The sequence below is a fragment of the Amycolatopsis xylanica genome (genome assembly GCF_900107045.1).
Taxonomy (GTDB): Bacteria; Actinomycetota; Actinomycetes; order Mycobacteriales; family Pseudonocardiaceae; genus Amycolatopsis; species Amycolatopsis xylanica.
This window is the reverse complement of record NZ_FNON01000001.1, coordinates 703,041-718,614: the sequence shown is the minus strand read 5'-3', so window position 1 is coordinate 718,614 and position 15,574 is coordinate 703,041. Positions and strand designations below refer to the sequence as shown.

General features: G+C 69.9%; 17 protein-coding genes. 7 read left to right on the top strand and 10 right to left on the bottom strand.

From position 1 onward, the window contains the following. The 3 genes from rpsN to rpmB are packed head-to-tail and all read right to left on the bottom strand — an operon-like array spanning position 1 to position 709. Positions 1–306, bottom strand: a complete 306-nt coding sequence (rpsN, locus tag BLV57_RS03060; protein WP_091286294.1) for a 30S ribosomal protein S14 — start codon at positions 304–306, stop codon at positions 1–3. Continuing rightward, the gene (gene rpmG, locus BLV57_RS03055) at positions 306–473 is read right to left on the bottom strand and encodes a 50S ribosomal protein L33 (protein ID WP_091286291.1); all 168 of its coding nucleotides are present in this window, start codon (positions 471–473) and stop codon (positions 306–308) included. The genes rpsN and rpmG overlap by 1 nt, the downstream gene beginning before the upstream one ends. Beyond that, entirely contained in the window at positions 473–709 is a 237-nt protein-coding gene (gene rpmB / locus BLV57_RS03050; RefSeq protein WP_091286289.1) for a 50S ribosomal protein L28, read from the bottom strand. Before rpmB ends, rpmG begins: the two co-directional genes overlap by 1 nt. A gap of 49 nt (positions 710–758) precedes the next feature. On the opposite strand from rpmB, the gene mrf reads away from it, so the two are divergent. The 4 genes from mrf to BLV57_RS03030 are packed head-to-tail and all read left to right on the top strand — an operon-like array spanning position 759 to position 3,437. Further along, a complete protein-coding gene (gene mrf / locus BLV57_RS03045) occupies positions 759–1,988 on the top strand; it encodes a ribosome hibernation factor-recruiting GTPase MRF (protein ID WP_091286286.1) in 1,230 nt (409 codons plus the stop codon). Beyond that, complete coding sequence (locus BLV57_RS03040; RefSeq protein ID WP_091286283.1) at positions 1,985–2,236, top strand: type B 50S ribosomal protein L31; 252 nt, start codon at positions 1,985–1,987, stop codon at positions 2,234–2,236. Before mrf ends, BLV57_RS03040 begins: the two co-directional genes overlap by 4 nt. Further along, complete coding sequence (gene rpmF, locus BLV57_RS03035; protein WP_091286280.1) at positions 2,236–2,394, top strand: 50S ribosomal protein L32; 159 nt, start codon at positions 2,236–2,238, stop codon at positions 2,392–2,394. Before BLV57_RS03040 ends, rpmF begins: the two co-directional genes overlap by 1 nt. Beyond that, positions 2,391–3,437, top strand: a complete 1,047-nt coding sequence (locus BLV57_RS03030; RefSeq protein WP_091286277.1) for a GTP-binding protein — start codon at positions 2,391–2,393, stop codon at positions 3,435–3,437. Before rpmF ends, BLV57_RS03030 begins: the two co-directional genes overlap by 4 nt. On the opposite strand, the gene BLV57_RS03025 is transcribed toward BLV57_RS03030, so the two are convergent. From BLV57_RS03025 to BLV57_RS02995, 7 genes are all read right to left on the bottom strand, one after another. Continuing rightward, positions 3,434–3,730 carry a hypothetical protein gene (locus tag BLV57_RS03025; RefSeq protein ID WP_091286274.1) on the bottom strand — a complete coding sequence of 99 codons (297 nt, stop codon included), beginning with the start codon at positions 3,728–3,730 and terminating at the stop codon, positions 3,434–3,436. The genes BLV57_RS03030 and BLV57_RS03025 overlap by 4 nt on opposite strands. Before the next feature lie 101 nt (positions 3,731–3,831). Next, positions 3,832–5,232 carry a pyridoxal phosphate-dependent decarboxylase family protein gene (locus BLV57_RS03020; RefSeq protein ID WP_091286271.1) on the bottom strand — a complete coding sequence of 467 codons (1,401 nt, stop codon included), beginning with the start codon at positions 5,230–5,232 and terminating at the stop codon, positions 3,832–3,834. Continuing rightward, positions 5,225–6,538 (bottom strand): MFS transporter, encoded by a 1,314-nt coding sequence (locus tag BLV57_RS03015; RefSeq protein WP_091286268.1) that lies wholly within the window; start codon positions 6,536–6,538, stop codon positions 5,225–5,227. The genes BLV57_RS03020 and BLV57_RS03015 overlap by 8 nt, the downstream gene beginning before the upstream one ends. 38 nt (positions 6,539–6,576) lie before the next feature. Then, the gene (locus tag BLV57_RS03010) at positions 6,577–7,515 is read right to left on the bottom strand and encodes a sphingomyelin phosphodiesterase (protein WP_091286264.1); all 939 of its coding nucleotides are present in this window, start codon (positions 7,513–7,515) and stop codon (positions 6,577–6,579) included. 12 nt (positions 7,516–7,527) lie between these two features. Next, the gene (locus tag BLV57_RS03005) at positions 7,528–9,549 is read right to left on the bottom strand and encodes a neutral/alkaline ceramidase (protein ID WP_091286262.1); all 2,022 of its coding nucleotides are present in this window, start codon (positions 9,547–9,549) and stop codon (positions 7,528–7,530) included. A 741-nt stretch (positions 9,550–10,290) separates the two neighbouring features. Then, positions 10,291–11,316 (bottom strand): LLM class F420-dependent oxidoreductase, encoded by a 1,026-nt coding sequence (locus BLV57_RS03000; protein ID WP_091286259.1) that lies wholly within the window; start codon positions 11,314–11,316, stop codon positions 10,291–10,293. Positions 11,317–11,325: 9 nt separating this feature from the next. After that, on the bottom strand, positions 11,326–12,234 hold the full coding sequence (locus tag BLV57_RS02995) for an oxygenase MpaB family protein (RefSeq protein WP_091286257.1): 909 nt from the start codon (positions 12,232–12,234) through the stop codon (positions 11,326–11,328). Positions 12,235–12,320: 86 nt separating this feature from the next. Between BLV57_RS02995 and BLV57_RS02990 the strand changes: the two genes are divergently transcribed. From BLV57_RS02990 to BLV57_RS02980, 3 genes are all read left to right on the top strand, one after another. After that, complete coding sequence (locus BLV57_RS02990; protein ID WP_091286254.1) at positions 12,321–12,908, top strand: TetR/AcrR family transcriptional regulator; 588 nt, start codon at positions 12,321–12,323, stop codon at positions 12,906–12,908. A gap of 34 nt (positions 12,909–12,942) precedes the next feature. Next, positions 12,943–13,704: an IclR family transcriptional regulator gene (locus BLV57_RS02985; protein ID WP_091286252.1), complete on the top strand. Its 762-nt coding sequence runs from the start codon at positions 12,943–12,945 to the stop codon at positions 13,702–13,704. 81 nt (positions 13,705–13,785) lie between these two features. Further along, the gene (locus tag BLV57_RS02980) at positions 13,786–15,570 is read left to right on the top strand and encodes a hypothetical protein (protein WP_091286249.1); all 1,785 of its coding nucleotides are present in this window, start codon (positions 13,786–13,788) and stop codon (positions 15,568–15,570) included. Positions 15,571–15,574 lie beyond the last annotated feature (4 nt).

Here is a 15,574-nt window from a genome sequence, read left to right as displayed (position 1 = left end):
TCACCAGCTCGACTTCGACACGCCGGGCAGCTCGCCGTTGTGCGCCGCCTGCCGCATGCGGACCCGGGACAGCCCGAACTTCCGCAGATAGCCACGCGGACGGCCGTCGGCGGCGTCGCGGTTGCGCACCCGGGTGGCGCTCGCGTCCCTGGGCATCTTCTGCAGCGCGGACACGGCCGCGGCCTTCTCCTCGGCGGACGAGCGAGGCGACGCGATGACCGCCTTCAGCTCGACGCGGCGTTCGGCGTACCGGGCCACGATCGCCTTGCGCTGCTCGTTCTTGGCGATCTTCGACTTCTTGGCCATCAGCGCTCCTCCTTGAAGTCGACGTGCCTGCGCACGACCGGGTCGTACTTCTTCAGCACCATCCGGTCGGGATCGTTGCGCCGGTTCTTCTTCGTCACGTACGTGAAGCCGGTGCCCGCGGTCGAGCGCAGCTTGATGATCGGCCGGACGTCGTTGCTCTTGGCCATCAGAGCTTCACCCCTTTCGCGCGCAGCTCGGCGACGACCGCCTCGATGCCGCGCTTGTCAATGGTCTTCATGCCCTTGACGGACAGCCGCAGCCGGATCCAGCGGTTCTCACTGGCCAGGAAGTAGCGGTGGACCTGCAGGTTCGGCTCCCAGCGCCGGGACGTCCTGCGATGCGAGTGCGAGACCTGCTTGCCGTAGCCCGGCTTGCGGCCGGTGACCTGGCACACGGCGGACACATGCCCTCCCAAGTTGGTAGTGGTTATCGTTTTCATCTACTCTACACGCGTGATCGAAAACCAGCGAGTGCCCCTCGTCCTCATCAGCGGCCTGTCCCCCTGCAGCGGCACCCTCGCCGCCCTGCTGCGCACCGAAGGCACCGCGGTGGTCCACCACAACCTGCGCGAGATCACCGCCGGCGTGGTGCGCCGCCGCGTCCAGCTCAACGGGCGGGACCAGACGACCACGCTCGAACTCTCGCACGGCTGCGTGTCCTGCACGCTGCGCGAAGACCTGCTTCCCTTGCTGCGCAAGCTTTCCCGGATGCCCCAGGTGACCAGGATCGTGCTCAAGCTCGACGAGGCCATGGAGCCGGAACCCGTCGGCTGGGCGCTGCGCAACGTCCTCGTCGGCGAGACCCCGGTGATCGAGGACGTCGAGCCGGTCGGCGTGTTCACGGTGGTCGACTGCGCGACCTGGCTCGACGACGTCTCCGGTGACGACCTGCTCGGCGAGCGCGGGCTGCTCGCCAGCCCCGAGGACGAGCGCACGGTCGCGCAGGTCGCGCTCGCCCAGGTCGAGACCGCGGACGTGCTCGTGCTGAGCGGCGCCGCGCCCGACGCGTGGACTGCGGCCAAGGCGTCGGCCATCCTCGACCGGGTCGCGCCCTCGATCCCGCGCGTCGAACTGTCCACTCTGGACTCGACGGCCGTGCTCGGCCTGGTGCCTCCGGACGCACGCCTTGGCGCCCCGTCCGACATGCACGGCGCGCTGCTGCGCGGCCAGCCCCCGCTGCACGCCGACTGCGGCATCGCGCTGCTGTCGTTCACCGCCCAGCGCCCGTTCCACCCGGAACGTCTCCACGAGGCCATCGACGTGCTGCTCGACGGCGTCATCCGCACCCGCGGCCGCGCCTGGGTGGCGAGCCAGCCGGACGTGGCGTTCTGGATCGAGTCCGCAGGCGGCGGGCTCGGCATCGGGCACGCCGGGCCGTGGCTCGCGGCCGAGGACGGGCCTGACTGGGCTGACGTCTCTCCTGAGCGCCGCACGCTGGCGTCGCTGCGCTGGCACCCGGAGCACGGGGACCGCGCGCAGGAGATCGTGGTCGTCACCGACCGGGCCACCCCGGACGAGGTCGAGGCCGCGCTGACCGGCGCGCTGCTGACCGACGAGGAGCTCGCCGCCGGGCCGCCCGCGTGGCGCTGCTACCCCGACCCGTTCGGCTCCTGGCACGAGGAACCGTGCGAGGACACCGAAGACCTGCAGCCCGTCTCGAACCGAAAGGAAGAAAACCAGTGAAACCCGGCATCCATCCCGACTACCACCCCGTGGTCTTCAAGGACACCGCGAGCGGTGAGGCGTTCCTGACCCGCTCGACCATCACGTCCGAGCACACCATCGAGTGGACGGACGGCAACACCTATCCGCTGGTGAACGTCGAGGTCAGCGCCTACTCGCACCCGTTCTGGACCGGCACCGCCCGCGTCATGGACACCGCGGGCCAGGTCGAGAAGTTCCACCGCCGCTACGGAAGGCGGACCAGGTAATGGCCGTGCCCAAGCGCAAGATGTCGCGCAGCAACACCCGCTCACGCCGCGCGCAGTGGAAGGCCGCCGTGCCGGACCTGGTGCCGATCAAGGTCGACGGTGTCGAGCAGCTCGTGCCGCGACGGCTGATCAAGCATTTCCAGCGGCTCGCCAAGTGACCACGCCGGTCACCGTGCTCTCGGGCTTCCTCGGCGCGGGCAAGACGACGCTGCTCAACCACGTGCTCGCCCACCGCGGCGGGCTGCGGGTCGCGGTGATCGTGAACGACATGAGCGAGATCAACATCGACGCCGCGCTCGTCCGCTCCCGCACCGAGGAACGCCTGGTCGAGCTGACCAACGGGTGCATATGCTGCACGCTGCGGGAGGACCTGCTCGACGAGGTGGCCCGGCTGTGCGCCGAGGACCGCTTCGACTACCTGCTCATCGAGTCGAGCGGGATCTCGGAGCCGATGCCGGTCGCGGCGACGTTCAGCTTCCTCGACGTCGCCCGGCTCGACACCATGGTCACCGTGGTCGACGCGGTGCGGTTCCTGGCTGAGCTGGCCGCGGGCGATTCGCTGGCCGAGCGCAGGCTCGACCAGTACGACGGCGACACCCGCACGGTCAGCGATCTGCTGATGGACCAGGTCGAGTTCGCCGATGTGTTGCTGCTCAACAAAACAGACCTGGTCCCGGCGTCCGAAGTGGACCGTCTGGTCGCGACATTGGGGCGGCTCAACCCGGCGGCGCGGGTGCTGGTCTCCAGCCACGGCGAGGTGCCGGTCGAGCAGGTACTCGGCACCGGCCGGTACGACGCGCTCCGCGCACAGGAGGCGCCGGGCTGGGTGGCCGAGCTCAACGGCGACCACGTGCCGGAGACCGAGGAGTACGGCATCTCGAGCGTGGTCTTCCGCGCCGACCGGCCGTTCGATCCCGGTCGGCTGTGGACGTTCGTGAACTCGCTGGACGCCAAGGAGTTCGGCACCATCCTGCGGTCCAAGGGCTTCTTCAGCCTGGCCTCACGGCCCGGTGTGCTCGGCCTGTGGTCGCAGGCGGGCTCGGTCGCCCGGTTCGAACCACACGGCGTCTGCGAGGCACCCCGGCAGGAACTGGCGTTCATCGGCACCGAGCTGGACAAGCCGGCACTGCTCGGCGCGCTCGCCGACTGCCTGATCGGGGACGACCTCTTCCCGGAGTGGGACGCCCCGCACCGGCACTAGTGGTCGTCGTAGTGGTCGCCGTGGCGGGCGTGGCGGTGGCCGTCGTGCAGGTAGTCGACGTGGTCGCCGTGCGGGACGGCGGCGTGGCCGCAGCCCTCGCCGTGCACGTGGTCGTGTGCCTCGTGCACGGCGTGGTCGGCGGGCTCGCACTCGTCGTAGTGCCCGTCGTGCGCGCGGTGCAGATGGCCGTCGTGCACGTAGTCGACGTGATCGGCGTGCGGGACCGCGACGTGGCCGCAGCCGTCGCCGTGCAGGTGCGGATGGTCGGTGTGGGCCGAGTGCGTCAGTGTCATGGCGGCGCGCCCCTTTCTGTCCGAAGTGGACGCGACGCTAGCACTCCAAGATCGACTTTTCCGGCCAGAACCGGCCTCCCTCACCCTTCCGTGCGACACCTTCAGGGGGTGTAAAGCGCGCCCAGGAACTCCAGGAGCAGGCGTTCGCGCAGGCGGGCTGGCGCTGTCGCGAGCAAGGCGTTGATCGGGGCCATGCGTTCGGGCAGCCCGGCCGCTCCCCCGAGTCCCGCCGCGGCGAGCAGGCCAGCGAACTGGTCCGGGGTAAGGGAATCCGGGTCCAGTGCGGCGACGAAAGCCGCCACGTTCTCGTCGACGACGACCGGTCCCGCGGCGCGCGCGGCAGCGACCGACGCGGCGAAATCGCCGAGGAATTCCTTTTCGTGGCCACGATTGGCCGCCGTGATCGTCAGATGCAGGTTCACCGGCGACGACAGGTGCGCGAACTGCGGCTGGACGTACCAACCACGGGCCTTCATTTCGTCGGCCACGGTGAACAAATCGAAATCCGGGCCGGCCGCCGCGATCGACAGCAGCGTCGAATCCGGCGAGCCGAGCACGCGCAGGCCGTCGATCTCGCCGACACCGGCGCGAATCGCGCGGACGGCGTCCCAGACATCCGCGGCCAGCTTGGCGTAGCCGTCGTCGCCGATGTGGCGCAGCACGGCCCAGGCCGCCGCGAGCGGGCCACCCGAGCGGGTGCTCTGCAAGGTGGTGTTGAGCATCGTGTAACCCGGCCAGTCCGCGCTCGCGAAGTACTGCGAGCGGCGCAGCGCGGCGTTGGCGTGCAAGAGGACCGACACGCCTTTCGGGCAGTACGCGTACTTGTGCAGGTCCACCGACATGCTCGTGACACCGGGCACCCGGAAGTCGAACGGCGGCACCGGCGCGCCCAAGCGCTTCAAGTACGGCAGCACCCAGCCGCCGATGCACGCGTCCACATGCATCCGGACACCTCGTGCCGCGGCGACGGCCGCGATCTCCGGGATCGGGTCGACCACGCCGTGCGCGTAGGACGGCGCGCTGGCGACGACCAGCACGGTCGTCTCGTCGATCGCGGCGGCCATCGCCTCCGGGTCGGCGCGGAACCCGGCGTCCACCGGCACGGCGATCACGCGGACCCCGAAGAAATGGGCCGCCTTCAGGAAAGCCGCGTGCGCGGTGACCGGCAGCACCACCGACGGCGCCGAGATCTCGGGGTGCGCGTCGCGGGCCGCCAGCACGGCGAGCATGCACGACTCGGTCCCGCCGGAGGTCACCGAGCCGACCTCGCCGCCGAGCAGCGCGATCGCGGCCGCGACCAGGTCGTTCTCCATGCGCAGCAGGCTCGGGAACGCGGTCGGGTCGAGCCCGTTGGCCGAGGACGCCATCGCGTGCGCGGACGCGGCGAGTTCGTCGACCCCGGCGAGGCCGCTGTCGTAGACGTAGGCGAGCGTGCGGCCGCCGTGCGTGGGCAGGTCGCCCGCGCGCAGGGCCTTGAGCTCGGCGAGCACGTCGTCAGGCACTGATGTGCTCCTCCAGCACCGAGCGGCGCAGCAGCGGGATGCCCAGTGAGATCAGGATCGCGGGCAGCACGGTCGCGCCGAGCAGGATCGCGGTGATCGCGCTGTCCGGCTGGGTCACGACCGTGTTCGCGTCGCTCGACAGGTACCCGCCCGCCGCGAGCACGCCGCTGAACAGGAACGGCCCGACGGCGAGCCCGAGTGTCTCCGAGGCCGTCCAGACCCCGGCCGCGATGCCCGCGCGGGTGGCGCCGGTGCGTTCCTCCTCCGCGCTGATCAGGTCGGGCAGGATCGCCAGCGGAAACACGGAAATGCCCGCGTAGCCGACCCCGGACAGCGCCGCGAACACGAGCGAGAGCCACACCGGGAAGACCAGCCCGCCGAGCAGCCCGACGAGCGCGACCCCGAAGATGGCCGTCGCGAGGCGGAAACCGGCCAGCTTGCCCCAGCGTGAGCCGACGATCGGCCATGCCGGCATCATCCCGAGCGCGGGCAGCACGAACACGGCGAAGATGACCGTGCGGTAGCCGGAGTCGCCGAGGATGTGCGAGGCGTAGTAGCTGATCCCGGCGAGCACGGTGCCGACGCCCAGCGCCTGCACGAAGTACACGCCGAGCAGCCAGCGGAACGGCCGCCAGCCCGCGATCGTGCGGACGAGTTCGCGGAAGCTCACGGTGTTCGGGCGCAGCGAGCCGACCGGCGCGCCCTTCAGCCCGAAGTAGACGACCAGCGTGCCGCCGAGGGTCACCAGGCCCATGACCACGCCCATGACCCGGTAGCCGCCCGCGCCGCCGATGAGGTCGGTGATCGCGGGCGCGCCGCCACCGGCGACGAGGATCGCGACCGCGAGGAAGCCGATCCGCCAGCTCGTCAGCTTGGTGCGTTCGGCGGGCGATTCGGTGAGTTCGGCGGGCAGCGCGTTGAACGGCACCTGGAAGAACGCGTACGCGGTGGCGCACAAGAAGAACGTGATGACCACATAGGTCGCGTCGAGCGCGGGCTTGCCGAAGCCGGGGTGCCCGAACATCAGCGCGAACAGGACCGCGACGCCGATGCCGCCGCCGAGCAGGAACGGGCGCCTGCTCCCCCGTTTCACCAGGCTCGCGTCGGACAGCCTGCCCGCGATCGGGTTGAAGACGACGTCCCACGCCTTCGGCACCAGCACGATCAGCCCGGCCGCCGCGGCGGGCACGGCCATCGTGTCCGTGAGGTACGGCAGCAGGAGCAGTCCCGGCACGGTGCCGAAGGTCCCGGTGACGAACGAGCCGAACGAGTAGTTGAACCTCGTGCTTGCTGGCAGCGCCGCCATGGTCCTCCTGTCACGGGTCACCCCGAATCTCCAGGAGATCAGTACTGGAGCTTCGCAGCCACGGGATAGTGGTCGGAGGGAATCGTGCCACCGTCGTAATGCACCACTCGTACCGGGCCGACCCCGGCGGGTGCGCGGCCGGACACGGCGCCGACGTAGTCCAGCGCATCGCGGTACCCGGCCGGCGCGGCCTTCGGGTTGGTCACGGCGTCGAAGGTGTAGCCGGGAGCGGTCGAGAGCGTGCCGCCGAGCGCGGCCTCGCCCTGCTGGATCTGGGTGCGGCCCTGCGCGTCCGTGCGCTGCTGCCCGGCGAAGTACTCGATGTTCAGATCGCCCGCGACGCTCACCGGCTCGCTCGCCGGCGCGTATTTCGCGACCAGGTCCCGGAGTTCGGCCAGCTGGGCCATCCGCGTCTGATGCGCCTTCGGCAGCGTCTCGGGGCCTTCGTCGGCCTGCATGTGGGTGCCCGCGATCCACAGCGGACGGCCGTTCGCCACGATCCGGACGAGCGCGGCGCCCTTGTTGGACCAGTTGTCCCAGGTGCCGCTCAAGGAGTTGCGATAAACCAGCTGATGCTTCTCGGTAATGGGATATTTGCTCAGTACGGTGACACCGCCGTTGATGACGAACGGCGACGACGAGCAGTTCCCGTCGACGGTCGTCCAGCCCGGCGAGGTCGAGCAGTACTGCCCGACGAGCGGCGTCTGGTGCGGCCACGTGTTCGTCAGCCGGGCGCGCAGGTCTTCGGCTTGCGCGCTGAACGCCTCGGAGAGCACCACGACATCGGCGTCCTGCGCGCGGATGACGGACTCGGCGGCGCGGGCCCTGGCCTCCTTGTCGGAGGTGTTCGGGTTCGCGATCCACGGCAGCTGCCAGATGTTGAACGCCAAGACGCTCAGCTCGCCCGCCGCGTGCGCGGGCACCGCGAAGCCGAACAAGGCAGCGATAACCGCGCCGAACACACCGATTTTCCGCACAGGTTCCCCTTTTTACGAGACTATGAAGGCGCGGGACGCGCCGCTGAACGAGCTGATCGCGCCGTTCCAGCCGTTCTTCCAGTCCCCGAAGTGCACCACGCGATACTTGCCCGCCGGGGCATTCGGCGGGACATCCCAGGTAATGGTGGCTTTCGAGTCGGCGACGCCGGTGCGGGTCCACCGGTACTTCGTGTCCCAGTCGCCGTCGTCGGCGTGCCGGGCCCACTGGCCGTTTTCGTAGCGCTGGACCTCGAAGAACGTCGGGCGGAGCTTGTTCTTCGGGTGCCCGGTGACGAACTCGACGGTGACGGTCTCGCCGCGCTGGTAGGTCGCGGCGGCGTCGGTGAGCACGTCGCCGAAGTTCTTGAACATCGGCGCGCTGTCGAACACCACGCCGGTCTGGAAGTTGATCAGCTTGCCGCGCAGGTCACGCGGGGTCGGCCCGTGCGGCACCGGGGCGCCCGCCTTCATCGCGGCCGCGAGCTTCCCGAATTCCTGTTGGTACGCGGGCAAAGTGTTCCGGCCGAACAGCGTCGACGCGCCCTCGTACTGCTGCGAGTCGTACTCCTCCGGCGTCGTGACGTACTGGCTGTAGGCGTTGGCGTAGCCCTGCACGAGCACGTTCTCCAGCGGCACCCCGAGTTCGGCCGCGACCGTGCGGCGGATGCGCAGCCCGGCCACGATGGTGAACTCGGCGGGCCCGCCGACGACGTGGAGCTGTCCGATGCGGATGATCTGCAGCGGCAGCACTTCCGGCGCCCACGGATACGGTTTCATCAGCCCGAACGGCACCGCGACCACCTTGGGCGCCTGCGCGTCGGCCAGCGCCTGCGGGATCGGCGCGTCCGCGCCGCCGAGCCAGTCGATGAACGGGTTCTTGACGCCCTCGGGCAGGATCGGGATGCCGGGCCCGTCCTCGACACTGCCCGCCAGCATCGAGACGCCGATCGCCGCGGCGCAGGTGCGCTGCTGCTTGCCGCTGGTGGTGTACCTCCCGTCCACGACGACCGCGGACATGTCCACATAGGTCATCCGATGGTCGACCCCGCCGGTCACCGGCTCGCGCGCCGCGTCGAACGCGCGCTTGGCCGCCTGGAACTGCAGGTCGCCGATCGTCTTGGTGCGGGTGAGCTCCTCGGCGGTGGTGCTCGGCTTCAAGTCGAGGTTCGGCGACATGTCCCCGGAGTTCGTCTGCGGGAAAGCGGCCACGAACTCGGCGGGCCCGTCGAGATAGCGGACGCCCCGGTTGTCGTGCTCCCACTCGTACGCGGCGTACCCCTTGTTGTCGCCGCTGATCAGCTGGTTCGCGTTGTTCATCGAGGTGCCGTGGGTGGCGAACCAGCTGATCGCGCCGACATCGGCGCTGCCCTGCCGGAACCGCAGCACGGTCACGGCCGGGTCGATGGCCTTCGGGAAATGCGCCTTGTCCGCGGCCGGGTTCAACTCGAAGGCAGGCCGCGACCGGTTCACGCTGGCGTTCTCCAGCGTGGTCCTGCCGAGGGTGAGCGTGCCGGGCTTGAGGTCGCGGTGCGCGGCCGAGATCGCCTCGAAGATCCCGTCGACGACGGCGTTGTAGGTCTGCTCCTGGAATCCGAGTATCGACAGGTCGTAGGCGGCGTAATGCGAGTCGCCGCCGCAGGCCGCGTGCGTGTGCGTGGCGTTGAGCAGCAGGTTGCGTTCGGTGTAGAGGTCACCGAACGCGGCGGCGAGCTTGCGCAGTACGCCTTGGTGCACCGACTGGAAGATCGCGCCGAGATCGGCGGTCACGAACACGATCCGGGTGGTCCCGTCCGCGACGATGAACGCGCGCGCCCGGGTCCGCAGATGGATGCCCGCGGTCTTCTGCTGCGGCATGGAGTAGCCCATCATGCCGTTCTCCGCGGCGGGCCCGGTGACGTCCGCGATGCCGACGCCGACCAGGTAGCCGTCCTGCGCGGCCTGGGCGCCCTGAGCCGCTCTCGCCTGTCCTGGCAGACCCGCGACCAGCGGCAATGCCGCGGCTCCAGCCAGCACGTGCCTACGGCTCACCGTCATAGCGCCTCCAAACGCGAACTACTTTCACGTTAAGTGATCCGCGTCACGGGCGCAAGCGCCGGGAGTGGTACGGCCGGTCAGAGCGCACTTCGCCAGGTCGGGCAGGGCGCCTTCACGTGTCGGGCAGGCTTCGAGTGAGGGAGCCATTGGGTGCGTAGTAGGCACTCGGGGGCACCCTCACTTCGCTGGCAGGGTCGCGAGTGGTGACTCCGCTGCATCCAACGGAGCAGCGTTACCACTCACCCCACCGAACGAGAGGCCCCCGCAGCAGGGAACCCTTCGCCCGCATGAAGGCTCCCCTCATCCAACCGCGACTGGATGAAGGCTCCCTTCATGCCGCTATACGCGATGAAGGCTCCCTTCATCCAGCCAAACCTGGATGAAGGGAGCCTTCATACACAAAAGCGGCAGCGAGGGCCTCCCTCACCCAGCTATGCGTGGTGAGGGCCTCCCTCACCCAGCTGGGCCTCCCTCACCCAGCTTCTTGGGTGAGGGCCTCCCTCACCAAATCGGGATCACGCAAAGGGCCTGCGCGAGGTAGGTCGTGCGCGTTGCGGGCGGTTCTAACCGCCCGCAACGCGCACGACCCCGGTCTCGGCGAAGCCGCGGGTTGGTGGCCGCGGCGACTGCTGGTGCGTGCGCGTTTTGGGACGTAGGGCGGCCCAAAACGCGCACGCTCGGCTCTGCGCAGGGCGGCTTGGCTTCCCGCCGATACCGGCAAGACCACTCACGACCCCGGCCTTACGAAAGAACCTCCGCGACCGAGCGCAGCGTTCCCGCGTCACCACGCAGCAAGAGCGTCGTGACCACTGTGGACTCCCACCGCGCGAGTTCTTCGCGGATCTTGGCGGCCGGTCCGATCAGCGCGGTGTCCTCGACCAGCGAGGTCGGGATGGCCGCGGTCGCTTCGGCCTTGCGCCCGGCGAGGTACAGCTCCTGCACCTTGTCCGCGACGTCCTCGTAGCCCATCCGCGCGAAGACGTCGTGGTGGAAGTTGACCTCCTTGGCCCCCATCCCGCCGATGTACAGCGCGAGCGAAGGCTTGATAAAGCCGGCAGCCGCCTCGACGTCGTCGTGCACGATGACCGGCACCGAAGCCGCGACCTCGAAATCGTCGATGGTGTGCCGCGCACCCGGCCGCGCGAAGCCTTCCTCCAGCGCGGCGCGGTAGAAACCGTCCGTCTTGGGCGAGAAGAACAGCGGCAGCCAGCCGTCGCAGATCTCCGCCGACAGGGCGACGTTCTTCGGGCCTTCCGCCGCCAGGTAGATCGGGATCTCCTTGCGCAGCGGGTGCACAGTGGACTTCAGCGGCTTGCCGAGCCCGGTCCCGCCCCGCAGCGGCAACTGGAAGAACTGGCCGTCGATGGTCACCGGTTCCTCGCGCGCGACGACCTTGCGCACGATCTCCACGTACTCGCGGGTGCGTGCCAGCGGCTTCGGATACGGCTGGCCGTACCAGCCCTCGACCACCTGCGGGCCGGACGCGCCGAGCCCGAGCACGAACCGCCCGCCGGAGAGGTGGTCGAGTGTCAGCGCGCTCATCGCGGTCGCGGTCGGGGTGCGCGCGGACATCTGGACGATGTTGGTGCCCAGCTTGATCCGCTCGGTCGACGCGCCCCACCAGGCGAGCGGGGTGAACGCGTCCGAGCCGTAGCCCTCCGCCGTCCACACGGAGTCGAAGCCGAGCGACTCGGCCGTCTTGATCGTCTCCAGCGCGTCCGCGGGCGGACCCGAGGACCAGTACCCGAGGTGATAGCCCAGTTTCATAGTCAATGCCTACACCTTCGGCGAGTAGTGCGCGGGATTGTCGCGCCGTGAGATCGGCGGCAGATTGCGCCGCGGCGTCTCCACCAGCGGCGCGTCGGGCGGGATCTCGCCGCGCACGCGCCGCCAGCCCGCCCGCGCCCTCGGGTGGTAGCGGCGATCGAACGGCACGAACCTGAACGCGAAGCCGATCGCCTTCCCGGCCCTGCGGTGCCAGCGCTCGTCCCGCGCGGTCCACCGGTATCCGAGCAGGTCACGGATCGACTGGTCGTACAGCCCGACGGTCAGCCAGACGAAGTTCCGCGCGACGAGCACCCGCATCGGCCGCCACACGAAGTCCGGCAGCCAGCGGATCGGCTTCTCCAGCCCGCTCAGGTCCAGCACGTCGCGGGTGGCTTTGTTGTCCTCGAGCACTTCCTCGCACATGTGCTTCCAGTAGACCTGGAACGCCTCCCAGCTCTCCGGCACCGGCCGCATGCTCATGTCGTACATCCGGTACCACTGGACATGCTCGTCGAACAGCCGCCGCTTCCCGGCCTCGTCGAGTCCGCCCATGAAGTGGTCGGCCATCAGCACCACGCTCATGAAGAACGTCGAGTGCGCCCAGTAGAAGGTGTCCGGGTTCAGCGCGTGATAGCGGCGCCCGTGTTTATCAACGCCTTTGATCATGTCGTGATAGCCGCGCACTGCCAGCGCGGTCGCGTGTGCCCGCGGCCCGTCGTAGACCACTCCCCCGATCGGGTATAGCGAGCGGAACAGCCGCTGCCAGCGTTCCTCGAAGAATCGGGAGTGCTCCTCGACGCCCGCGCCCAGCTCGGGGTGCATGTTCTGCATCGACCCGGCCCAGAGCCCGATCAGCAGGCCCCGCCAGTCGCCGAAGTACTTCCAGGTGAGCGAATCGGGGCCCAGCGGTTCCGGCATGACCACTCCTCGTCGAGATGGTTAACTGACCACGCGCGTTGTCAGACTAGGATTGACAACAACCGTAGTCAACTGAGGAGTAGGTAATGAGCACCTGGGCGGGCACCAAGCTCGAGGACCGCAAGGCCGCCCGCCGCGCCCAGCTCCTCGACGCGGCCGTCGACCTACTCGGCGCCTCGGACGGCCCCGCCCTCAGCGTCCGCGCGGCCTGCCGCCACGCGAAACTCACCGAGCGCTACTTCTACGAAAGCTTCCCCGACCGCGAAGCACTGGTCGTCGCGACCTACGAGCATGTCGGAGCGCTGGCGCACCAAGTGCTCGTCGACGCGGTCCAAGCCGCCCCCACCCCGGACGCCCGCGCCGACGCCGCGGTGACCGCGTTCGTCGAGCTGATCGTCGACGACCCGCGCAAGGGGCGGGTGCTCTTGCTCGCCCCGATGACCGAGCCCGCTTTGAGCAGGCGCGGGGTCGAGCTGCTGCCCGCTTTCGCGGCGCTCGTGCGGGGGCAGCTGTCGAGCGGCGCCGACGACCTCGACCGGCAGATGACCGCGATCGGATTGGTCGGGGCGCTGGCGAACCTTTTCATCGCCTATCTCGATGGGACGCTCGAAGTGCCGCGTGACCGGCTGGTCCGCCATTGCGTCGCATTGGTGCTCAACGCCGACAAGCCGTGACCCGGCCGAGGCCGGAATGCGGCACACTCACCTCATGTGTGCCGCTGTGCGGAACGAAGCCGAGAACGACGCCGGGGTGACCGCGCTGCGGCTGACCGCGGTGCTGACCGCGTTCGGGCCGGGTGACGGGCCGCTCGGGGTGTCCGAGCTGGCGCGGCGGACGGGGATCGCGAAGTCGAGTGTGCACCGGCTGATCGGGCATCTGGTGGGCAACGGCCTGCTGGAGCGGGACGGGACCTCGGTGCGGCTGGGGCTCAAGCTGTTCGAGATCGGGCAGCTGGCGATCCGGCAGCGGGGGCTGGTCGACGCCGCGCGGCCGCATCTGGCGGATCTGCGGGAGGCGACGCGCAACACCGTCCATCTCGCGGTGCTCGAAGGGGCCGAGGTCGTCTATCTCGACATCCTGCGCGGGCCGGACGCGCCCCGGCTGCCGTCGCGGATCGGGGGCAGGTTCCCGGCGCACGCCACCGCGGTCGGGAAGGCCATCCTCGCGTTCTCCGAACAGTCCGAAGTGGACGGTGTGATCGCGGGCGGGCTGGCGCGGGTGAGCACCAGGACCATCACCGCGCCCGGATTGCTGAAACGGCAGCTGACCAAGATCCGTGCCGAGGGAATCGCTTACGAGCGTGAGGAATCCGGGACCGGCGTGGTGTGCGCGGCGAGCCCGGTGCTCGGGGGTGATGGGAAACCCGTGGCGGCACTGTCGATCTCGGGCTGGGTCAACCGGGTGCGCACCGAGCGCGTCGGCCCGGCGGTGCGCACCGCGGCGCTCGCGCTGTCGCGCGCGCTGACCTGATCTTTGTTATCTCCCAACAAAATAACGGAACGCCGATAGGCCGTATCGGTGACGCCCGGCTGGACGCTTACTTCCGTGCGAATGGCGGACTACGCTGTGCCGACGATGACTCAGGTCGCGCTCAGTGAACCCTCGACGGCGCACCGGGCTTTCGGGCGGCGCCGGCTCGAGTCCGTCGATGTCCTGTTGGCGCTGCTGGCGCTGACCGGCGGGCTCCGTCTCGTCCATCTCGCGGTGGGACGGCCGGATTTCGAAGCCCAGCCGGTCGCGCGGGTGTTCGCGCTCAGCCATCTGCAGTCCTATCCCGGGGTCCCGACCGGGACGTCGAGCCCGTTCGGCTGGGCGCAGCTCGCCGGGTACGACCTGCTGACCCGCGCGTTCGACCGCCAGTCCCCCGTCAACGCCGTGCGCGAGGCCGCCGTCGTCGCGGCGCTCGGCACGGCGGTGCTGCTGTGGCTGCTCGCCAAGCGCCTCGGCCTGCCGAGCTGGGTCGCGACGCTCACGGTGGTCGTGCTCGCGATGTCCCCGCTGGCGATCGGCGTGCAACGGCTGGCTCTCGCGGAAAACCTGGCCGTGCTCTGGCTTCTCGCCGCGCTGACGCTGATCTGCTCCGCGCGCGGACTCGTCGGTGAGTTGCTGGTCGCGGCGTTCCTGCTGGCCGCAGTGCTGACTTCACCGCTCGCGTTCGCGATGCTGCCGACGGCGGGCTGGCTGCTGCTCAGGCATCGAGACCCGAACCGCGCGGTGACGGTCGGGGTGACGTTCACCTTCGCGCTCGGCATCGCTTTCGGCCCCGCCGCGGGCCTGCTGCGGCCGTCGCTCGGCCCGGGTTCCGGTTTCGCCGCTTGGGTCGGCCTCGATCCGGTCGTCGCGACGATCGCGCTCCTCGTCTCCGTGGCCAGCCTGTGGTCACGGGCATGGCGGCCGTTCGGCGTTGGCGTGCTGTCGCTCGCGATCGCGGCTTGGTGGCAAGGTCCCGGCGCCTTGACGCTGGCTGTGCCTTTCGCACTGCTCACGACCGCGGGCACCGTGCACGCCGCCGCACTGGCCAGGACGCCCCACCAGCGCAAGCATTCCGGCAGGCGGCGCCGGTATTCGATCCCGCGGGTGATCGCGGTGTACCTGGTGATCGCGGCGACCGCCGCGAGCTGGCTGAGCGGGTTCGCGAAACTGCGCGTGGGAGAGCCGTCCTCTCCGCTGGCCGGAGCCGGGGAATGGTTGCGGGACAACGCTTCCGGCGCCCGGGTGCTGACCGACGACGCCGGCTGGACCGAGCTCGCCGCCGCGGGCTGGCCGACCGGTTCACTGATGGTGGCGTCGGCCTGCGCGGCCGACTGCGAAACCGCCGACTGGGTGCTTTCGACGCCCGCGCTGCGTGACCAGGTGCCCGCGCTGCCGGGACTCGCCACCGTGCTCACGTTCGCGAAGCCGGCCGCGAAGTTCGGCGACATCGAGGTCTCACGCGTCAGCATCGTCGACGCGACGCCGGCGCCGAAGGAACAGGGTTCCCGCGCGCGGGCGGGCGCGATGCTCGCGGCATCGCCGCGTATCCAGCTGCTCGCCGACGCGGAGACCTTGCGCGGCGGCCACGCCGACCCGCGACTGCTGGCGACGATCGCCGCGTACGTGTCGCTCGATCCGCTCAAGATCGTCGCGCTGCCCGAGATCCCCGGTGAGGACGCGGCGGGCCAGCCGCGCCGTCGCGCGGTGCTGACCGGCGACGATCCCGCCAAGATCGCGCGGTTCTTCGGCGGCCAGCGTGACATCTACCGTCCCGCGGCGGTCGCCACCGCGGACGACCGGGTCACGGTGACTTACCCCCTGTTCCCGCCGGGCGGCCTGCTCGCGCCGTTCGACACTCCGTGAAAGG

Bases quoted from the DNA above. Each gene is read 5' to 3' on its own strand.
- rpsN (WP_091286294.1), bottom strand. From the start codon at position 306: ATGGCCAAGAAGTCGAAGATCGCCAAGAACGAGCAGCGCAAGGCGATC.
- rpmG (WP_091286291.1), bottom strand. From the start codon at position 473: ATGGCCAAGAGCAACGACGTCCGGCCGATCATCAAGCTGCGCTCGACC.
- rpmF (WP_091286280.1), top strand. From the start codon at position 2,236: ATGGCCGTGCCCAAGCGCAAGATGTCGCGCAGCAACACCCGCTCACGC.
- BLV57_RS03025 (WP_091286274.1), bottom strand. From the start codon at position 3,730: ATGACACTGACGCACTCGGCCCACACCGACCATCCGCACCTGCACGGC.
- BLV57_RS03015 (WP_091286268.1), bottom strand. From the start codon at position 6,538: ATGGCGGCGCTGCCAGCAAGCACGAGGTTCAACTACTCGTTCGGCTCG.
- BLV57_RS03005 (WP_091286262.1), bottom strand. From the start codon at position 9,549: ATGACGGTGAGCCGTAGGCACGTGCTGGCTGGAGCCGCGGCATTGCCG.
- BLV57_RS03000 (WP_091286259.1), bottom strand. From the start codon at position 11,316: ATGAAACTGGGCTATCACCTCGGGTACTGGTCCTCGGGTCCGCCCGCG.
- BLV57_RS02995 (WP_091286257.1), bottom strand. From the start codon at position 12,234: ATGCCGGAACCGCTGGGCCCCGATTCGCTCACCTGGAAGTACTTCGGC.
- BLV57_RS02990 (WP_091286254.1), top strand. From the start codon at position 12,321: ATGAGCACCTGGGCGGGCACCAAGCTCGAGGACCGCAAGGCCGCCCGC.
- BLV57_RS02985 (WP_091286252.1), top strand. From the start codon at position 12,943: ATGTGTGCCGCTGTGCGGAACGAAGCCGAGAACGACGCCGGGGTGACC.
- BLV57_RS02980 (WP_091286249.1), top strand. From the start codon at position 13,786: ATGGCGGACTACGCTGTGCCGACGATGACTCAGGTCGCGCTCAGTGAA.